This is a genomic window from uncultured Sphingomonas sp., assembly GCF_946477935.1.
Classification (GTDB): domain Bacteria; phylum Pseudomonadota; class Alphaproteobacteria; order Sphingomonadales; family Sphingomonadaceae; genus Sphingomonas.
In genome coordinates this window covers 1-17,451 of the sequence record NZ_CAMLAC010000066.1, presented here as the reverse complement: position 1 = coordinate 17,451, position 17,451 = coordinate 1, and the positions used below count along the sequence as shown (strand labels likewise).

Here is a 17,451-nt window from a genome sequence, read left to right as displayed (position 1 = left end):
GCGGAAGCGCGCGCCTATGGTTTCACCTGCACCGCCGCGCCTCGCCTGCGCACCGCCGCGCCGGTCGGCGACGGCACCGCGCTGCTGCTCCGCCGCCCCGACGTGCGCGAGGCGGAACGACGCCTTGCCGCTGCCGCCGCGCGGATCGGGGTGGCGCGGGCAGACCTCTATCCGCGCGTCAATCTGGGTGGGGCGTTAGGCCTGCTCTCGGGAGGATTAAAGGCGGTCGCCAGCCCCCTCGTCACCTGGGCATTTCCCAACCAGGCGCCGGCACGCGCAAGGTTGGAACAGGCGCGCGCGTCGGAGCGGGCGGCGCTTGCCGGATGGGACGTGGCGGTGCTGCGGGCGCTGCGCGAGGTCGAGACGGCGCTGGCGGCCTATGATGCCCAGGCGCGCCGCAACCTCGATCTGGCAACCGCCTCGCGCGAGGCGCAGGCCTATGCCCGGCGTACCACTGCGCGCGTGCGCCTCGGCGATGCACCCGGCCTGCTCCAGGTCGATGCGCAGCGGGCTACGGCGTCTGCGACGCTGCAACAGATCCAGTCCGATCTGGCGGTGTCGCAGAACGAGGTGGCGCTGTTCCGTGCGCTGGGCGGCGGTTGGCGAACCGACGCCGGCACGCAATAGTCGGATCATGCGGATATTGATCGTCGAGGATGATGCCGACACCCGCGCCTTCGTGGCGCAGGGGCTGGGCCAGGCCGGGCACCAGGTCGCGGTCAGTGCCGATGGCCGTGACGGGCTGTTCCAGGCGACCGGGGGCGGGTTCGACGCGATCGTGGTCGACCGGATGCTGCCCGGCCTCGACGGCCTCGCCTTGGTCAGGGCGCTTCGTGCGGCCGGCGACGCGACACCGGTCCTGATGCTGACCGCGGTCGGTGGAATTGCCGATCGGGTTGAAGGACTGGAGGGCGGGGCCGACGACTATCTGGTCAAGCCGTTCGCCTTTTCCGAGCTGGCCGCACGCCTCAATGCGCTGGCGCGCCGGCCGGCACCGCGCGGCGACGACGCCCACCTGCTCCGGGTCGGCGACATATTGCTCGACCTGCATCGTCGCACGGTGGAACGGGCCGGACGGCGCGTGACCCTGCAACCGCGCGAGTTCGCGCTGCTGGCCGAGCTGATGCGCAACCCCCGCCGGGTGATGACGCGGACCATGCTGCTTGAACGCGTCTGGGACTTCGACTTCGACCCCAAGACCAACATCGTCGAGACGCATCTGAGCCGGCTGCGCTCCAAGCTCAACGCCGGTTTCGATATGGACGCGATCGAGACGGTGCGCGGAGCGGGCTACATGATCCGGGACGCGTGACGATGATCCGCCGCCTGTGGCGCTCCACCTTCGGCATCGTCGTGCTGGTCGCGCTGGCCTTCGCCGCGGCGACGCTCGGGATCGGCGCGGTCGCCTATGAGGTGACGCACGAGGCGCTGGAGGAACAGCTCGACCACCGCGTCGCGGTGGAAACGCGCGCGCTCGCTGCCGAGGCGAGCGAAGCGGGACTGGCGGGGGTGGCCGAAGCCATCCGCCTGCGCGAGGATGCGCGGAACGAAGCCAGTCTCGACTATCTGCTGGTCGACCGCAACGGGCGGACGGTCGCCGCCACCATCGCCTCGCTCGCGCCGCCCGAACCCGGCTACCAGGAGCATTTCGGCTTTCGCCGCGGCGATACCACCGGCGTCGGCCAAGCCCTCGCCACGCCCTTGGCCGGTGGGCTTCTCGTCGTCGTCGCCGATCGTCGCGACCTGGACGCGATCGACAGCACGCTGGCGGCGCTGTTCGCCGGAGCGCTGGGCGCGGTGCTGGCGCTGGGGATCGGCGCAGCGATACTGGTCGGATGGCTGACGCGGCGCCGCCTGTCCCGCATCGATGCCACGGCGCAGGCGATCATCGCCGGCGACCTGACGCAGCGGGTGCCGCGCGACGGGTCCGACAGCGAGTTCGATCGCCTTGCCGCGACGCTCAACCGGATGCTCGACCGGATGGCGGCGCTGATGGACAATCTGCGGCAGGTCTCGACTGACGTTGCGCACGACCTGCGAACGCCGCTCACCCGCCTGTGCAACCAGCTCGACCACGCAGCGGCCGGCGATGCGGAGGCGATCGACGCCGCGCGCCGGCAAGCCGACGACCTGTTGGAGATCTTCGCCGCATTGCTCCGTATCGCCGAGGTGGAAGGACTGGCGGAACGCCGCGCGTTCGCCGCGATCGACCTGTCGGCGCTGCTTGACGATATGGCGGACACGTACCGCCCCGACTTCGAAGCCACCGGTCATTACCTCGAGACCGATGTCGCTCCCGGTCTTCGCATCGAGGGCGACCGTCGCCTGCTGGCGCAGGCGCTATCGAATCTGCTGGAGAACACGCTGCGCCATACCCCGGCCGGCACAACGGCAACGCTGTCCGCCCGAACGACGCGCGACGCGATCGAGGTGACGCTGAAGGACGACGGACCAGGCGTTTCTCCCGCCGACGCGGAGCGCCTGTTCCAGCGCTTCGCCCGCGCGGAAGCGTCGCGTACCACCGATGGGCACGGGCTTGGCCTCGCGCTGGTCCGCGCGATCGCTGTCGGGCATGGCGGCAATGCCATCCTGTCGGAGAGCGGAAGCGGGTTCGGCGTCACCATTCGCTTTGCGAGCGGTAGACAAGGGTGATCCCGACCCTCAAGGTCTCTCGAAACCCCGTCAGAACCGGGTTTTGAGAACGACCGGCCTTTGCCAATTCACCATCCATATGGGAAAGTTCGCCACTCCTGCTATCACCAGTGGACGGCCGACGAAGGCATAACCCGAACTGCTTTCGACCCCGCATCGAAGCCCGACAATAGCCGATTGTGGTGGTCGATTATCTGCTCGGCAGTAAGTGGGCCGAGATCGGCGGTGGTATGGCCATCTTCCAGGAGCAACACGTTGAAGCCCATCGAGACTGCTCGCCGGGTAGTTGTATCGACGCAGAACTGCGTCATGCACCCGCCGATCACGAGCTGGTCTATCCCTAGGGTCGCCAGGCGCTCGCCCAAGTCCGTGTCATGGAACGCATCGCAGTTCCGCTTGTGGACGATCACCGTTTCAGGCCCGGGTGCAACCTCGCTCCGGAACTGCCATCCCGCCGTTGCGACTTCCAGACGATGCCCGGGATCACCGTCATGCTGAACGAGGACGACGGGCATGCCGGCCGCTTCAGCCTTGCGCTTTAGCTCGCCCAAGCGATCGGCCACCTCGTTCAGCTGCGCATCAATAGCGGGCGGTCGAGCAGGATCGGCCAAACCTGCGAGGATTGCCTGCTGCATGTCGATTATGAGGAGAGCCGTCGTCATTGCTTATTGATCCATACTGCCATGCCGAGAGAGCGAGGTGCGACAGGCTCAAATCCGAATTGAGCATAGAGGCGGTGGGCCTCCCCGTCTGCCATGAGACTGACGTGGACCTCCGCCAAGGCGGTCGCTTCGATGTGCGCCATCAGCGTCGCCATGACCACCTTCCCGAGGCCCTGCCCCTGATGGTCAGGATCGACGGCGATATCCACGATGTGTAGGAACAGGGCTCCGTCCCCTACGATGCGGCCCATTCCGATCGTCTCGCCAGCATGGCGAATAATGACGGCGAACAGCGTGTTGGGCAGACCAGCTTCGGCAGCGATGACACTTCGGGGTGTCAGACCGCAGATGTGGCGCAAGCGGCAGTAATCCTCGACGTCGGGAGCTTGGTGATGCGCGGTGTAGCCGGCGGGAAGGTGCACGGAGATCGCCTATTCTCGTGTGATCGGCCTCTACTAGCCGGATTGTCGAAGATGGGAACGACGATTGGCTTTTCCCGATCAACCATCCCGATGGGAATGCACTGTTCGTCGAGATCGCGACCTCCAAGCGGGCCGCCGGCTTACACCGGATGCGTCGCCTCAGCGGGATCAGCGGTGGACCAGAGCGCCATGCCGCGTGCCTCTGGCATGACGGGCGTGAAACCAAACGGGGCATACAGCCGATGCGCCTCACCGTTCGCCATCAACGATACATAGGCTTCGGCAGGCGCGACCTTCCGGACGTGAGCCAGGAGAGTTGCGACGATGGTTTTGCCCAATCCGTTTCCCTGATGGGCGGGATCGACGGCAACGTCGACAAGGTGGAAGAAGAGCGCGCCATCGCTGATGATCCGCCCCATCGCAATCGTTTCCTCCCGATACTGGACGCATACCGCGAAAAAACTACCCGGCAGACCAGCGCGCGCAGCTTCCACGCTCCTGGGTGTCAGGCCGCTTATGGTCCGCAGCCGTAGATAGTCCTCCACGTCGGGGATGGCTTCGATCAGGTTGTAGGCGGTGACGGCTTTCATGCCGTCCAAGGTACGCCGATCGCCGGGTGTTGATCTACTACCTGCGCCAATTCCCAAAATTCGATCCTAGTGGGAATGCTTTCGGCATCTCGCGGACCGTTCGCGATCAGGGCGGGTGGCGCGCCTGCTTCCGCCGGATTGCGGACAGGACGTCCGCGCGCCTATCACCGACGTGCGTGGAACAGGACCTTGCCAACGTCATCGCACTGATCGAACGTGCCAAAGAGCGCGCGACGCCCGTGCTTGTCGGGATCGATGGCCGGAGCGGCACCGGCAAATCCACGTTCGCTGTGGCACTCGCCACCGCGACCCGGGCGCTGCTGATCGAAGGGGATGCGTTCTACGCGGGCGGGGCCGCGCTCCGTCGCGATACGGCGCAGCAGCGAGCCGATGCGTGTATCGACCGGCCCAAGCTCCGGTTAACACTTCGCGAACTGAAGGCAGGTCGCGCAACATCGTACCGCGCCTTCGACTGGGATGCCTTCGACGGAAGCTTGAGCAATCCGGCGGTCCTAGTGCAACCTCGCGAGGTCATCATCGTCGAAGGCGTCTACGGATGCCATCCCGACCTGATGGACATCCTCGACATAAAAGTCCTGCTTCGGATACCTGATGCGCTAAGGGAGCAACGACTGGTGACACGCGAGGGGTCGATCGGACCTTGGGAACGGCAGTGGCACGAGGCAGAGGATTGGTATTTTTCCCATCTCGCCGTCGACGCCACCTTCGACCTTATCCTGAACTGATCCACGTCTGCCTGCCGTCAAGGCCGCTTTCCCGATATTCGATCCTCGTGGGAAAGCGTCGGCTTGATCGCCGCTCCTAATCGACAGGGCGTGGCAGCTTCATTCGGACCGATGGCACCTCACCACCCGCAGCAAGGCACGGACGCATAACTTGACCATTTTCGATAAAACCGAGCTTACGTAGCACCTGCCCCGAGGCGGGGTTGTCCTCGAAATAACCGGACGTGAGATAAGGGTAGCCGACGTTTTTGAAGCCGAAGAGGATAACTGTTCTCGCCGCCTCCGTTGTAATCCCCCTCCCCCAGTGAGCAGGGGACAGCCAGTAGCCCAGCTCGGCGGTTTCAGCGTCACTCTCCGGAGTCAGCCCTACCGCGCCGATAAGCCCATCGGAACCTCGTAGAGTTATCGCCCACACCCATTCGGCGGGCACAATCTGGTCAAGGAAGAACCGCGCGTCATCTGGCCCATAAGGATGGGGAACCCGCGCCAGACGACGTGCGACCTTCCAGTTTCCGACAATACCCACGATGGCATTCAAATCACCATCGTTGGGACGTCTGAGAACCAAGCGTTCGGTCGCCAAATCAGGACGTTCGTATAGCGAGAGGCCGTTGGTCACTGGCAGACCTCGCCGAGGCGCTGACCACTGGGGCCGGCGGTGTATCCTAGCTCCCGCCGCGTTGCCTTCGCGATTTTGTAGCGCGCAAGCTGTGCCGGATCGTCACCGGCCTCCACAATCCAGGCCGCTACCTTGCCCGATGGCGTGTCCACGTCCTCACTGCCGACGACCCGCGCGGTGAAGGTGCCGAGCCCCTTGTCGTACTGCCAGAAAGGAACGGCGTAGTTGCCCCCTTCCTTCAGCGGCAACGCAGCAAAGGTGAGTCCCCATAGGTTGCCGTCCCAAGTCGGACCCGTCAGCGCCACGTCCAACGGTGTCGAGCCGGTGCTCGTCTCCTTGGTGCCGCGGACGTTGTGCGGTCCATACTCGACGCTGACCCGGTGCCAGCCCCTTTCGGTGCGCTCCCGCCCGCGCTGGCTGTCCATTCTGATCGGCAACAGCGTCTTTCGATCAACGATGAAATGGTCGCGCATGTCGAAGCTGCCGTTGGCGAGCTTCTGATGCACGACGATATCCCACACCGGCTTGCTACCGACGCGCGACGCCGTGACGGTCTGCAACGTCGAGCCGATCGTCTTGTCGCCAGCCACGATCGCGTAACAGGTCGAACCGGCTTGCAGGCGTGCGCCGTCCATCTTCGGTGCCGCTGCGCCTGTGGCGGCGAGCGCCGCGACTATCATCACCGTCTTCATCAGCCCTCCGTCAGATAGGATGAACCGGCACGGGTCTCTTGCCACGTTGCCAATAGCGGGATCGCCGCCAGCTCGATCGCCAGCGCCGCGAACTGGATCGCGCTGCCGCCGGCATCGGGGATGGTGGTGGTGACGATGCCGACGATCGCGGCTGCGATAGCCGCTGCCACAAACCAGATGATCGCCGCCCTGCGCCATCGTCCGTCGAGAATGGACCAGGCGACAGCCAGGTGAGCGGAGCCAAGCAGCAATAGCAGCATCGTCAGTGCCGGGGTTGCCGCCAGATATGCATCGGCGAGGACGTGTCCGCGAACACCGCCAGCCATCAGCATGGCATGATAGTGGTCATGCCCCGACAGCATGAACTTGGCCCCGGATAGCGCACAGCCGAGGTGGAAGGTGGCGATCGGCACGATCAGGCCGAGCGCGAGGGCGTGACACACCAGGGCGAGCTGTCCTTCGCGGTGGGAGGGCAGCCGACGCCATCCGGCGATCAGACATCCGAATGCGAAGCCGAGCGGCTTGCCTTCGCGCCGAGCCATGTCGAACTCTGCCAACATCGCCTGCCCCCACTCGCTACCATCGCGCGGCAGGCACCGCAGCGCCCAGGTCATCACGAGCTGCGCCGCGCGAGTTGTCATGCGAGCGACAATCCGGACGGAGTGTGAACCTCCGGCGCGATCGATCTGGCGAGAGCAATACCGTTCGCGGTCAACCGATAGGCATGGCGTGCCGGTCGACCGCGCTGGACAGGTTCCTGCCATTCGGCCTCGACCAGGCCTTGCTCGGTCATCCGCATCAACAGCGGATAGAGCGTACCGGACGACAGCCCCGTATCCTTCATCAGGTCGTAGCCATGCCGCCAAACCGATGCCTCCTCGATCAAGACGACGAGTAGCGAGAGCATCTGCTTGGAAGGCCGGCGTTTGCGGATCATCGTCCTAATCCGCCATATGTAGACTTTAGAGTCAAGCGGTGCTTATGCTGCCATCTTGGCGTCTCACATCGTCGTCACGAGCGGGTTTCGAGAAGGCATTCGCCTTCCCGCTTCCTGATCATTTTTGAGACGGTCGCAGGTACGTCATCTGGTTATCCCGTCTGTTGGCGGACATACTCGCCGAGGCCGCGCGCGACGAGTTCGTCGTTGGAGAGGCGAGGGCCTCGCTTCAGGCGCTGATTGCCCAGTTTGCGGCGGTCCAACTTCGACCCAGGGGCGACGGGCGAGGGGGCCTTGAACATCCCGCCGGGCTGAGCCGTACGGGCGGGCTCGTTGTTGTTGCGCTTCGCGTGGTGCGGCTGCACCTGCTGGATGGCGTGGGCGAGCGCCAAGGCAGCGTCGAGATGCTTGTTGTCGACCACCGGCGCCTGGTTCACCCGGCGCATCTTGTCGAAGACCCGATAGGGAAGCACCTCGCCCTCGTGCTGGATCTCGAGCCGGCCATCAGGATACTCGCACACATCCACCTTCTTGCGGGCGAGACCCTGTGCGACCGGGGTCGGCTCCAGGATGAACATCGCCTTGTTGTAATGAAGGGTGAGGGCGCCGGTGACGGCGCGCTGCTCGCGCCATACCATCTCCGCCTCAAGGTTCTCGTGAATGGCCAACGGCCGGTGCAGATCGCGCGGGTCGAACGGCGCCTTGGCGAACCGCTGATTGTGCTGCGCCATGTAGGAGGGGAGGAAGGCGTTGGCTTGGTCGATGGTGTCGATGCGGTGAAGCCGCATCGCCTTGACGAGGCGGTCCTGCAGCGTCGCGTTGGCCCGCTCGACGCGGCCCTTCGCCTGCGGCGAGTTTGCGCAGATCAGGTCGATATTCAGCCGGTCCAGCACGCGTCCAAGATGGGTCATCCCGTCGCCGTTCGCCGAGGCCGTGTTGTTGCGAAAGGCGCTATGCTTGTCCGTGTAGAAGGCGACCGGCTTGCCGTGTCGCTCCAGGTACGTCCGGGTCGCGCGCATGTAGGAGAAGGTGCTCTCGCTCTCGACCATCTCGAGGTGCATCAGCTCGCTCGTGGCATCGTCGATGAATACCAGGAGCGTGCATTGCGGGCCGCGATCCTCGAACCACCAATGCTTCGAGCCGTCGACCTGGACGAGCTCGCCGCGACAGTCGCGCCGATAGCGGGGTTGGTACGGGCGAGGGCGCCTGGCGGCGCGGTCCTTCCAAAGGCCGGCTTCCATCATAATCTGCCGCAGCGTCTCGCACGACAGTCCGAGACCGTGGCGTTCGGCGAGGTACTCGCGCGCGAGCGTCGGCCCGAAGTCGGCATAGTGTTCGCGGACGAGCGCGACCACCGCGGCGCGGAAGGCATCGCTGTAGCGCCGGTTGCTCGGTCGCCCGCGCTTGCGCGACACAAGGCCCGCAGCGCCTTCCTGTCGAAGGCGATCGAGCAGCCGGTAGATTTGCCGCCGCTGGAGGCCCAGCAACTCCATCGCGTCCGCAATCCGGATCTCGCCGCGGTCGAGCCGCATGAGCGTGTCGAACCGGGTAATCTCTGCAGCACTCATCGTCAGCACCGTCATACCAAGCGCGTCCTCGTTGCCGAGGAAGGCTATGACACCGGCGACCCGCTGACAGCACCGCAGTGCCGTTTCTATCTAGCAGGACGGTGTCATCTGTATCTGGCGCTTACAAAACATAAGATCGATAATATGTATTATGTAAAATCAGGATGCCGTATCGGGTGTCAGGACCAACTCGCCCTTCTCCACGGACCATGATCCCAACCGCGACAGGAAGTTCATGCCGAGCACATCCTGATCGCCGAAGGCCGGTGACACGACGACTGTCAGATCGCGCGTGTCGATGCTGCCGACCGTCACCGAGCTGGCCGTGGCGGTCTGGGCCGCCACGGGGCCATTCGCGGTTTGCAGCATGCGCGGGAACGGGCTTTCCTCCAGATCCAGCCCCGCGGCACGCGCCGTGTTCACGGACAGTGCCGTGGTCGTCGCGCCGCTGTCGATCAGCATGGAGCGGGTGACGCCGTTGACCGTAACATCGGCGTGGAAATGCCCGTCCTCGCCCATACGGATGCGGGTTTGCGAACCCTCGACCCGCTGGTCGGTGAACAGGCCGGTCACATGGTGGCGCTGGCTGACCAGGATCAGGCCGATCGCGAAGATGCCGACCCATGCCGCTGCCATCTTCAGCACAGGCCCGGCTTTGGGTCGCCGCACGATCAGGGCGGACAGCGGCAGGATCAGCATGATGCCGTACAGGAGCAGATTGGCGACCCGGTCGTCGCTCACGCGGTCAGTTCCAGCCCGTCATAACCCGGCTGGATCCTCGGCGGCAGTTCCGCGCACAGCGTGGCATAATCCATCGTCTGGTCCATGTGGATCAGCGCCGCGTCGCGCGGCCGCAACATCTCCACCCAGTCCAGCACGGCCGACAATTCAGGATGCGACGGATGCGGCCAGCGGCGCAGCGCGTCGACCACCCACACGTCCAGGCCGGTATAGAGCGCCGCCATCTCCGCGGTCAGTTCATGGAAATCGGTGGCATAGCCGATGCTTCTGCCATCCGCTTCGAAACGCAGGCCGGCCGAGCGCGTGCTGCCATGCGGTTGAACGACGGTGCGCACGACGATGTCGCCGATCGTGATCGTCTCCGGCAGTTCCTCGATCGTCGCGGTCGGTGGATAGCCGCGCTTGCCGTGAAAGACATAGGCGAAGCGCGCCTCCAGCGTTTGTCGTGTCTCGGCAAGCGCGAGGCCGCGCACCGGATGGCCCAGCAGATGAAAGATCTGACGCAGATCGTCGATGCCATGACAATGATCGGCATGGTCGTGCGTCCAGATAACCGCATCCACCCGGCCGACATCCGCGGCCAGCAATTGCTGGCGCATGTCCGGGCTGGTGTCGATCAGGATACGGGTGTCGCCATGTTCGACCAGCGCGGAGGCTCGCGTCCGCCGATTGCGCGGTTCGGCGGGATCGCAGGCGCCCCATTCGTTTCCGATCCGCGGCACGCCCGACGACGTGCCGGAGCCGAGGATACGGATCTTCACGCGCGCGTCTTCGCAAACAGCCGGTGGAAGTTCTCAGCCGTCGCCCGGGTCAGCGTGGCGAGGTCCTCCTTGCGCAGTTCGGCCAGAAACGCGGCCGTATCGGCGACGAAGGCGGGCTCCCCCTGCTTGCCCCGGTGCGGCACGGGGGCCAGAAACGGCGCGTCCGTCTCGATCAGCAGCCGGTCCAGCGGCAGGCGCGCGGCCGTCTCCTGCAGATGCTTGGCATTCTTGAACGTCACGATGCCGGAGATCGAGATGTAGAAGCCTAGCGCCATCGCCTTGTCGGCAAAGTCGCCGCTGGCGGTGAAGCAGTGGATGACGCCGGGATAGGCCCCCTTCCCCATCTCCTCGGCCAAAATGGCGATCGTATCGTCCTCGGCATCGCGGGTATGGACGATGAGCGGCAACTGCGTTTCCCGACAGGCCGCGATATGCGCACGAAAACTCACCTGCTGGCGTGCCCGGTCGCTATGGTCGTAATAATAATCGAGGCCGCTTTCACCGATTCCGACCACACGGGGGTGCGCGGCGCGCACCACCAGCCTGGCCGTGTCGACATGGCCGTGATGGTCCGCCTCATGCGGGTGGATGCCGACCGAGGCCCAAACGTCCGGTTCCCGCTCGGCGGTGGCGATCACCGCATCCCATTCGCTCTCGCGGGTCGAGATGTTGAGCATTGCGGTAACGCCACGCGCACGCGCGCGGGCCAGCACCTCGCCCTGCTGTTCCGCGACGCCCTTGTAGTTCAGGTGGCAGTGACTGTCGGCAAGCATCAGGCGGCCGCCCCGGCGGGCATCTCCAGCCGTGGAAAGGCCGGGGTCGGCGGCGCCAGCCGGAAACCGCTGGCGGCATGGGCGTCATACCAGCCATCATCGTCGATCGCGGCATGATCGCGCGCATCCGCGCCCAACTGGTCCAGCACCTTGCTCGCCGCCTCCGGCACGACCGGCAGGATCGCGATGGCCAGCATGCGGATCGCGCGGACCAGCGTGCGCAGCACGGCGTGCATCCGCTCCGGATCGGTCTTGCGCAGCGCCCACGGGGCCGCGGTGTCGATATACTGGTTGCAGGCATAGACGCCGCGCATCCATGCCTCGATCCCCTGGCTCAGCATCAGATCGTCGAACGCCGTGCGCAACCCCGCACAGGCGACCACCACCTCCTCGATCAGCGCACCGTCCATCTCCTCCGGGCGGCCCGCCTCCGGCAAAGCTCCGTCGAGGTTCTTGGCGATGAACGACAAGGTGCGCTGTGCCAGATTGCCGAAGCTGTTCGCCAGTTCGGCGTTCACCCGCGTCACGATCGCCTCGGCCGAATAGGAGCCGTCCTGCCCGAAACTCACTTCGCGCAGGAAGAAGTAGCGTAGCGCATCGACGCCGAATGCATCGGCCAGCTCGCCCGGATCGACGACATTGCCGACCGATTTCGACATCTTCTCGCCGCGATGGAGAAGAAAGCCGTGGCCGAACACGGACTTGGGCAGCGGAATGTTTGCCGACATCAGAAAGGCCGGCCAGTACACGGTGTGGAACCGAACGATGTCCTTGCCGATCAGGTGCAGATCGGCCGGCCAGAAGCGCGCACGATCGCCGTCCATGTCGGGATAGCCGATGCCGGTCAGATAATTGGTCAGCGCATCGACCCAGACATACATGACGTGGCCGGGGCTGTTCGGCACCGGGACCCCCCAGTCGAAGCTGGTCCGCGAGACGGACAGGTCGGACAGGCCGCCCTCCACGAAGCGCATCACCTCGTTGCGGCGACTTTCGGGCCGGATGAAGTCGGGATTGGCGGCGTACAGGTCGAGCAGCGGCTGCTGATATCTGGACAGGCGGAAGAACCATGTCTCCTCCGCGGTCCACTCGACCGGCGTTCCCTGCGGCGACAGCTTTGTACCGTCCTCGCCGGTGGTCAGTTCGCCCTCGTCGTAAAAGGCTTCGTCGCGAACCGAATACCAGCCTTCATAGCGGTCGAGATACAGGTCGCCCTTGTCCGCCATCGCCTGCCAGATCGCCTGGCTGGCGGCATAATGGTCGGTATCGACCGTACGGATGAAGCGGTCATAGGAGATGTTCAGGCGGTCGGCCATGACATGGAAGTGGCTCGACATCTCATCGGCGAAGTCGCGCGTCGCCAGCCCGCGCGCGCGGGCGGCCTGCGCCATCTTCAGGCCATGTTCGTCGGTGCCGGTCTGGAACAGCACGTCGCGGCCCGCCTGGCGCTGGAAGCGGGCGATCGCGTCGGCGGCGATCATCTCATAGGCGTGGCCGATATGCGGCTTCCCGTTGGGATAATGGATCGCGGTGGTGATATAGAATGGATCGGCCATGGCACGGGTCCCTAGACCATCGCCGTGGACCCCTCAACTACCCCGATCAGCCGCGCAGGCTCCACGCCAGCCACAGCCAGCCGGCGATCAGCCCGGCCCCGCCGAGCGGCGTGATCGCGCCCAGCCAGGTTGGGCCGCCAAAGCCGATCGCGTAAAGCGTGCCAGCAAAAATCGCAGCACCGGTCACGAACAACAAGGCCGGCCCCGGAGCCTCGTAGCGAAGCGCAAGTAGCGCAAGAACCGCATGGACCATCTGGTAATGCGCGCCCGTCTTGAACAGCTCAATCGCCTCGCCCTCGGCGCCGTGCGCGCCGAATGCACCCGCCGCCACCGCGATGGCGCCCGACAGCGCCGCCAATATCGCAGTCCAGCCCATCACGCCCCTTCCCGTTCGCTCTGCACGATGATGCGGTCGCTGGCCGCGCGCAGGTCGCCGCTGGCATATTGCGCCGCCAGCCGTTCCTTGTCGCGTGCCCGGTACATCGCCTCGGTCCGGTCGATCTCGCCGATATCGACCTTCAGGCTGGTCAACGCCAGCCGCGCCATCTTCACCGCCGATTCCAGTACCTCGCGGACCACATAGGCCGCCGGGCTGCCCTTCAGCGCCAGCAACGCGCGCCGGTCATAGGCGCGCACCAGGATCGTCGCGTTGGGGAAAGCGGCATGCACGTTTTCCAGCAGGTCGGCACTGATCTGGTCATCGTCCAGGCAGAACAGGATCAGCTCCGCCTCCGCCGCGCCGGCCTGACGCAACAGGTCCAGCCGCGTGCCGTCGCCATAATAGACCTTGGCGCCGAAATCGGCGGCGATGTCGATCATCTCGATATCGCGGTCGATCAGTGTGACGGGGATATCCTGCGCGATCAGCATCTGCGCCACCGTCTGTCCGAAGCGGCCATAGCCGACGACCAGTGCGTTGGCACCGTCCGTCACCGGGCCGTCGCGCTCGCCGCCCGACACCACCGGCTCCTCGCGAATGCGGCGCGTGGCGGCCATCAGGAACGGCGTCGTCGCCATCGACAGGGTGATGATCGCGCCGAACAGGCTCGCCGCCTCGGGCGCGATCAGGAAGCCGTTCTGCGCCTGCGCGAACAACACGAAGCCGAATTCGCCGCCCTGGCTCATCAACAGCCCCAGCGCGAACGCCTGCCGCCACTTCATCCGGAAGGCGAGCCCGATCAGGAAGATGACGCCCGCCTTGGTCACGATCAGCGCCGCCGCCATCGCCGCCACGAACGCCGGCCGCTCGGCGATCGCGGGCAGGTCCAGCATCATGCCCACCGCCAGAAAGAACAGGCCGAGCAGGATCGACCGGAACGGCTCGACATCGGCCTCCAGCTCATGCCGATAGGGGCTGTCGGCCAGCATCACCCCGGCGATGAACGCGCCCAGTGCGGTGGAAAGCCCCAGCAACTCCATCACCGCGGCACTGGCGATCACGGTGAACAGCCCGGCGAAGACGAACATCTCGCGCTCGTTCCAGTTGCCGATCAGGCGGAACAGCGGGCGCAGCAGGAAGCGCCCGGCCAGGATCAGCCCGGCGATCGCCGCCACTGTCTCCAGCGCCAGGATCCATCCCGGCGGCCCGGCATGATCGGCCGGGTTGCGCGACATCGCGGCCACGATGGTGATCAGCGGCACGATCGACAGATCCTGGAACAACAGGATCGAAAAGGCGCGCTCGCCAAAGGGGGTGCGCAGCCGCCCCGACGATTGCAGCATCGGCAGCACCTGCGCGGTGGAGGACAGCGCGAGCGGCAGCCCCAGCGCCAGCGCCGCTTCCGGCGAGAACTTGGCGAGCAGCACGATGCCGGTGATCGCCAGCCCGCAGGCGACGACTTGGATCAGCCCCAGCCCGAAAATCTCCTCCTTCATCCGCCACAACCGGCTCGGCTTCAACTCCAGCCCGACGATGAACAGCAGCAGGACGATGCCGATCTCGGCGATGCCCATCTTGGTCTCGGCATCGCCGACCAGACCCAGCAGGTGCGGACCGACGACCGCGCCGGCCACCAGATATCCAAGGGTCGCACCCAGCCCCAGTCGCCGGAACAACAGCACGAAGCCCAGCCCGAACCCCAGCAGGATCGCGCCATCGCGCAGCAGCGAGGCCTCCGCGTGCATCAGCGCACGGGCAGCCTGGCGGCGGCATCCGCCGCGGCGTCCGCCGCCGCCTCGAACGCCAGCCGGATCGAGGCATGTCGTGCGGTGTAGCCGAGCGCCGGGGCGAACACCGCCAGCCCCGGCCATTCCGGCGGCGTGCCCTCGCCCGCCGCCAGCCATGCCCCCAGCGCGTCGCGCGCGGTCGCCAGCTCGGCGGGCGTCCGGCCCAGTATCTCGGCGGCGAGCAGTGAGGACGATGCCTGGCCCAGCGCACAGGCACGCACCAGCATCCCCAATTCGGTCACCCGGCCTTCGCCGTCGACGTTCACGTCCACCGTCACCCGGCTGCCACAGACGGGCGAGCGCTTCTCGGCGGTGCCCATCGGATCGGTCAGGCGCTCGTGATGGGGAATACTGGTGGCCAGCCGCAGGATTTCGGCGTTGTACAGGGGCGCATTCATCGGTCAGGATCGCTTATGTTGGACGGGGACGACGGGGTTGCCGCCCCAAAGACCGGCAACCCGCGGCGGCGCCGATCAACGAAATCCGCGATCCCTGCACTGGTGGTGTTGAGCAGCGGGTAGGTGCGGCTCGTCACCATCCATTCGGGCCGCCGCGCCGGGCCGCCGCCGACGGTATCGACCAGCAGGGCGGCGACCAGGAACAACAGGCTCGCCAGGATCAGGCCCTTGAGCGCGCCAAAGCCGAAGCCCAGCGCACGGTCGACCGGCCCCAGCACCGAGGTTCGCGTCCGCTCGCCGATCATCCGCGCGACGAGCTTGCCGCCGAAATAGGTGGTGCCGGCCAGGATCGCAAAGGCCAGCACCGCCGCGCCGGATACGGTGCCGACCATGCCGGTCAGCGCCTGTGCCAGCGGAATGTGGAACAGCTTCAGCGCCGCGACGATCCCCACCCAGGCGAACAGCGACAGAACCTCGCTCACGAATCCGCGCGAGAAACCCAGTATGGCCGATCCGATCACGGCGAGCAGGACGATGATATCGAGCGCGGTCAAGGTCGGAGCGTCCGTTTCAGTGTGCGACCCCCTCGCTACCCGCGCCCCAGCATATGGTCAACGAAGGCCGCCAGCGTCTTGAAGCCGGACAGCCTCAGCCCACCCTTTTCCCCCGTCATCGCAGCTGGCACCAGCGCGCGCTCGAACCCCAGTTTGCCCGCTTCCTTCAATCGCAGCGGACCATGCGCGACCGAGCGGATCTCGCCCGACAGCGCGATCTCGCCGAACGCCACCGCATCGGCCGATACCGGCCGCTCTGACAGCGCCGACACCAGCGCCGCGGCCACCGCTAGGTCCGCCGCCGGGTCCTGCACCCGGTAGCCGCCTGCGATGTTCAGATACACTTCCGCCGACGAGAAGCTCAGGCCGCACCGCGCCTCCAGCACCGCCAGGATCATCGCCAGCCGCCCGGAATCCCATCCGACCACCGCGCGCCTCGGTGTCGCACCCGATGCCAGCCGCACGGTCAGCGCCTGGATCTCCACCAGCACCGGCCGCGTCCCCTCCAGCGCGGGGAAGACCGTCGCGCCCGTCACCCCCTCGTCCCGGTTGGTCAGGAACAGCGAGGACGGGTTGGCGACCTCGCTCAATCCCTCGGTCTGCATCGAAAAGACGCCGATCTCGTCGGTGCCGCCGAAGCGGTTCTTGATCGCGCGCAGGATGCGATACTGGTGGCTGCGCTCGCCCTCGAACGCCAGCACCGTATCGACCATGTGTTCCAGAACGCGCGGGCCGGCGATCGAGCCGTCCTTGGTGACGTGGCCGACTAGCACCAGCGCGGTGCCGCGATCCTTGGCGAAGCGGATCAGTTCCTGTGACGAGGCACGCACCTGGCTGACCGTGCCCGGCGCGCCTTCGATCAGGTCGGAATGCATGGTCTGGATCGAATCGATCACCAGCAGTGCCGGCGGCGGTCCGCTCGACAGCGTGGTCAGGATATCGCGCACCGACGTGGCGGCCGCCAGTTGCACCGGCGCCTGCCCCAGCCCCAGCCGCCGCGCCCGCAGCCGCACCTGATCCGCCGCCTCCTCGCCCGAGACATAGGCGACGCTACGCCCCGCCATCGCCAGCTTCGCCGCCGCCTGCAACAGCAGCGTCGACTTCCCGATCCCCGGATCACCCCCGATCAGCGTCGCCGACGCTTCCACGAAACCGCCGCCCAGCGCCCGGTCCAGCTCCGCAATGCCCGTCGTCATCCGCTCCGGCAGCGCGATGTCGGTATCCAGCCCGACCAGTTGGAACGCCTGGCCGCCACCCTGCAGATTATGCTTGGCGGCGAACGGGGTCACCACCCTTGGCGTCTCCTCGACCAGCGTGTTCCATTCGGAACAGTCGACGCACTGCCCCTGCCACCGTGACGCCACCGACCCGCAAGCCTGACAGACGTAGCGCTTCTGAACCTTTGCCATGCCGCCGATATAGCAGCGCAGGAACGATTGGGGAACATCTACACGGCAGTGGTCTTGTCCGGCGCGTCAAGCTATGGCGCGCGCTCCATGGCCCCGAATGCTCTCCGCGTCGCCTTGTTCAGCGGCAACTACAACTATACCCGCGACGGTGCGAACCAGTCGCTGAACCTGCTCGTCGGCCATCTGCTTGCCCGCGGCGTCAACG

The 17,451-nt window shown here is 66.0% G+C and carries 21 protein-coding genes and 1 pseudogene; 5 read left to right on the top strand and 17 right to left on the bottom strand.

The features are described 5' to 3' along the window. From Q0U08_RS09250 to Q0U08_RS09240, 3 genes are all read left to right on the top strand, one after another. On the top strand, positions 1–627 hold a 627-nt coding region (locus Q0U08_RS09250), incomplete at its 5' end, for a TolC family protein (protein WP_298091131.1). Between the two features lie 7 nt (positions 628–634). Continuing rightward, entirely contained in the window at positions 635–1,312 is a 678-nt protein-coding gene (locus tag Q0U08_RS09245; protein WP_298091130.1) for a response regulator transcription factor, read from the top strand. Positions 1,313–1,314: 2 nt separating this feature from the next. Then, positions 1,315–2,652: a HAMP domain-containing sensor histidine kinase gene (locus Q0U08_RS09240; RefSeq protein ID WP_298091129.1), complete on the top strand. Its 1,338-nt coding sequence runs from the start codon at positions 1,315–1,317 to the stop codon at positions 2,650–2,652. Positions 2,653–2,756: 104 nt separating this feature from the next. On the opposite strand, the gene Q0U08_RS09235 is transcribed toward Q0U08_RS09240, so the two are convergent. The 3 genes from Q0U08_RS09235 to Q0U08_RS09225 all read right to left on the bottom strand — a co-directional run bounded on the left by Q0U08_RS09235 (position 2,757) and on the right by Q0U08_RS09225 (position 4,326). Beyond that, positions 2,757–3,314 carry a cysteine hydrolase family protein gene (locus Q0U08_RS09235; protein WP_298091128.1) on the bottom strand — a complete coding sequence of 186 codons (558 nt, stop codon included), beginning with the start codon at positions 3,312–3,314 and terminating at the stop codon, positions 2,757–2,759. Next, positions 3,311–3,736, bottom strand: a complete 426-nt coding sequence (locus Q0U08_RS09230) for a GNAT family N-acetyltransferase (protein WP_298091127.1) — start codon at positions 3,734–3,736, stop codon at positions 3,311–3,313. The genes Q0U08_RS09235 and Q0U08_RS09230 overlap by 4 nt, the downstream gene beginning before the upstream one ends. Before the next feature lie 140 nt (positions 3,737–3,876). Next, complete coding sequence (locus Q0U08_RS09225; protein WP_298091126.1) at positions 3,877–4,326, bottom strand: GNAT family N-acetyltransferase; 450 nt, start codon at positions 4,324–4,326, stop codon at positions 3,877–3,879. A gap of 29 nt (positions 4,327–4,355) precedes the next feature. Here Q0U08_RS09225 and Q0U08_RS09220 point away from each other — a divergent pair, with 29 nt between their 5' ends. Continuing rightward, on the top strand, positions 4,356–5,072 hold the full coding sequence (locus Q0U08_RS09220; protein WP_298091124.1) for a hypothetical protein: 717 nt from the start codon (positions 4,356–4,358) through the stop codon (positions 5,070–5,072). 76 nt (positions 5,073–5,148) lie between these two features. Here the strand turns inward: Q0U08_RS09220 and Q0U08_RS09215 are convergent, their stop codons facing one another. From Q0U08_RS09215 to radA, 14 genes are all read right to left on the bottom strand, one after another. Continuing rightward, complete coding sequence (locus tag Q0U08_RS09215) at positions 5,149–5,691, bottom strand: GNAT family N-acetyltransferase (RefSeq protein ID WP_298091122.1); 543 nt, start codon at positions 5,689–5,691, stop codon at positions 5,149–5,151. Next, positions 5,688–6,383 carry a hypothetical protein gene (locus tag Q0U08_RS09210; protein WP_298091121.1) on the bottom strand — a complete coding sequence of 232 codons (696 nt, stop codon included), beginning with the start codon at positions 6,381–6,383 and terminating at the stop codon, positions 5,688–5,690. The genes Q0U08_RS09215 and Q0U08_RS09210 overlap by 4 nt, the downstream gene beginning before the upstream one ends. Next, entirely contained in the window at positions 6,383–7,024 is a 642-nt protein-coding gene (locus Q0U08_RS09205) for a hypothetical protein (protein ID WP_298091120.1), read from the bottom strand. The genes Q0U08_RS09210 and Q0U08_RS09205 overlap by 1 nt, the downstream gene beginning before the upstream one ends. Then, positions 7,021–7,320 (bottom strand): PadR family transcriptional regulator, encoded by a 300-nt coding sequence (locus tag Q0U08_RS09200; RefSeq protein ID WP_367271109.1) that lies wholly within the window; start codon positions 7,318–7,320, stop codon positions 7,021–7,023. The genes Q0U08_RS09205 and Q0U08_RS09200 overlap by 4 nt, the downstream gene beginning before the upstream one ends. 152 nt (positions 7,321–7,472) lie before the next feature. After that, a complete protein-coding gene (locus Q0U08_RS09195; protein WP_298091119.1) occupies positions 7,473–8,903 on the bottom strand; it encodes an ISNCY family transposase in 1,431 nt (476 codons plus the stop codon). Positions 8,904–9,047: 144 nt separating this feature from the next. After that, the gene (locus tag Q0U08_RS09190; RefSeq protein WP_298091118.1) at positions 9,048–9,629 is read right to left on the bottom strand and encodes a TIGR02281 family clan AA aspartic protease; all 582 of its coding nucleotides are present in this window, start codon (positions 9,627–9,629) and stop codon (positions 9,048–9,050) included. Next, entirely contained in the window at positions 9,626–10,390 is a 765-nt protein-coding gene (locus tag Q0U08_RS09185; protein WP_298091117.1) for an MBL fold metallo-hydrolase, read from the bottom strand. Before Q0U08_RS09185 ends, Q0U08_RS09190 begins: the two co-directional genes overlap by 4 nt. Then, on the bottom strand, positions 10,387–11,163 hold the full coding sequence (locus tag Q0U08_RS09180) for a TatD family hydrolase (RefSeq protein ID WP_298091116.1): 777 nt from the start codon (positions 11,161–11,163) through the stop codon (positions 10,387–10,389). The genes Q0U08_RS09185 and Q0U08_RS09180 overlap by 4 nt, the downstream gene beginning before the upstream one ends. Continuing rightward, a complete protein-coding gene (metG, locus tag Q0U08_RS09175; RefSeq protein WP_298091115.1) occupies positions 11,163–12,719 on the bottom strand; it encodes a methionine--tRNA ligase in 1,557 nt (518 codons plus the stop codon). The genes Q0U08_RS09180 and metG overlap by 1 nt, the downstream gene beginning before the upstream one ends. A 46-nt stretch (positions 12,720–12,765) precedes the next feature. Then, entirely contained in the window at positions 12,766–13,095 is a 330-nt protein-coding gene (locus Q0U08_RS09170; protein WP_298091114.1) for a DUF423 domain-containing protein, read from the bottom strand. Then, a complete protein-coding gene (locus Q0U08_RS09165; RefSeq protein WP_298091113.1) occupies positions 13,095–14,843 on the bottom strand; it encodes a cation:proton antiporter in 1,749 nt (582 codons plus the stop codon). The genes Q0U08_RS09170 and Q0U08_RS09165 overlap by 1 nt, the downstream gene beginning before the upstream one ends. Further along, the gene (locus Q0U08_RS09160) at positions 14,843–15,283 is read right to left on the bottom strand and encodes an iron-sulfur cluster assembly scaffold protein (protein WP_298091112.1); all 441 of its coding nucleotides are present in this window, start codon (positions 15,281–15,283) and stop codon (positions 14,843–14,845) included. The genes Q0U08_RS09165 and Q0U08_RS09160 overlap by 1 nt, the downstream gene beginning before the upstream one ends. Beyond that, entirely contained in the window at positions 15,280–15,837 is a 558-nt protein-coding gene (locus Q0U08_RS09155; RefSeq protein ID WP_298091111.1) for a CvpA family protein, read from the bottom strand. Before Q0U08_RS09155 ends, Q0U08_RS09160 begins: the two co-directional genes overlap by 4 nt. Positions 15,838–15,872: 35 nt before the next feature. Beyond that, positions 15,873–17,246 carry a DNA repair protein RadA gene (gene radA / locus Q0U08_RS09150; RefSeq protein WP_298091110.1) on the bottom strand — a complete coding sequence of 458 codons (1,374 nt, stop codon included), beginning with the start codon at positions 17,244–17,246 and terminating at the stop codon, positions 15,873–15,875. An 87-nt stretch (positions 17,247–17,333) separates the two neighbouring features. On the opposite strand from radA, the pseudogene Q0U08_RS09145 reads away from it, so the two are divergent. Further along, positions 17,334–17,451 (top strand): annotated as a pseudogene (locus Q0U08_RS09145) (glycosyltransferase family 1 protein); the annotation flags it as partial.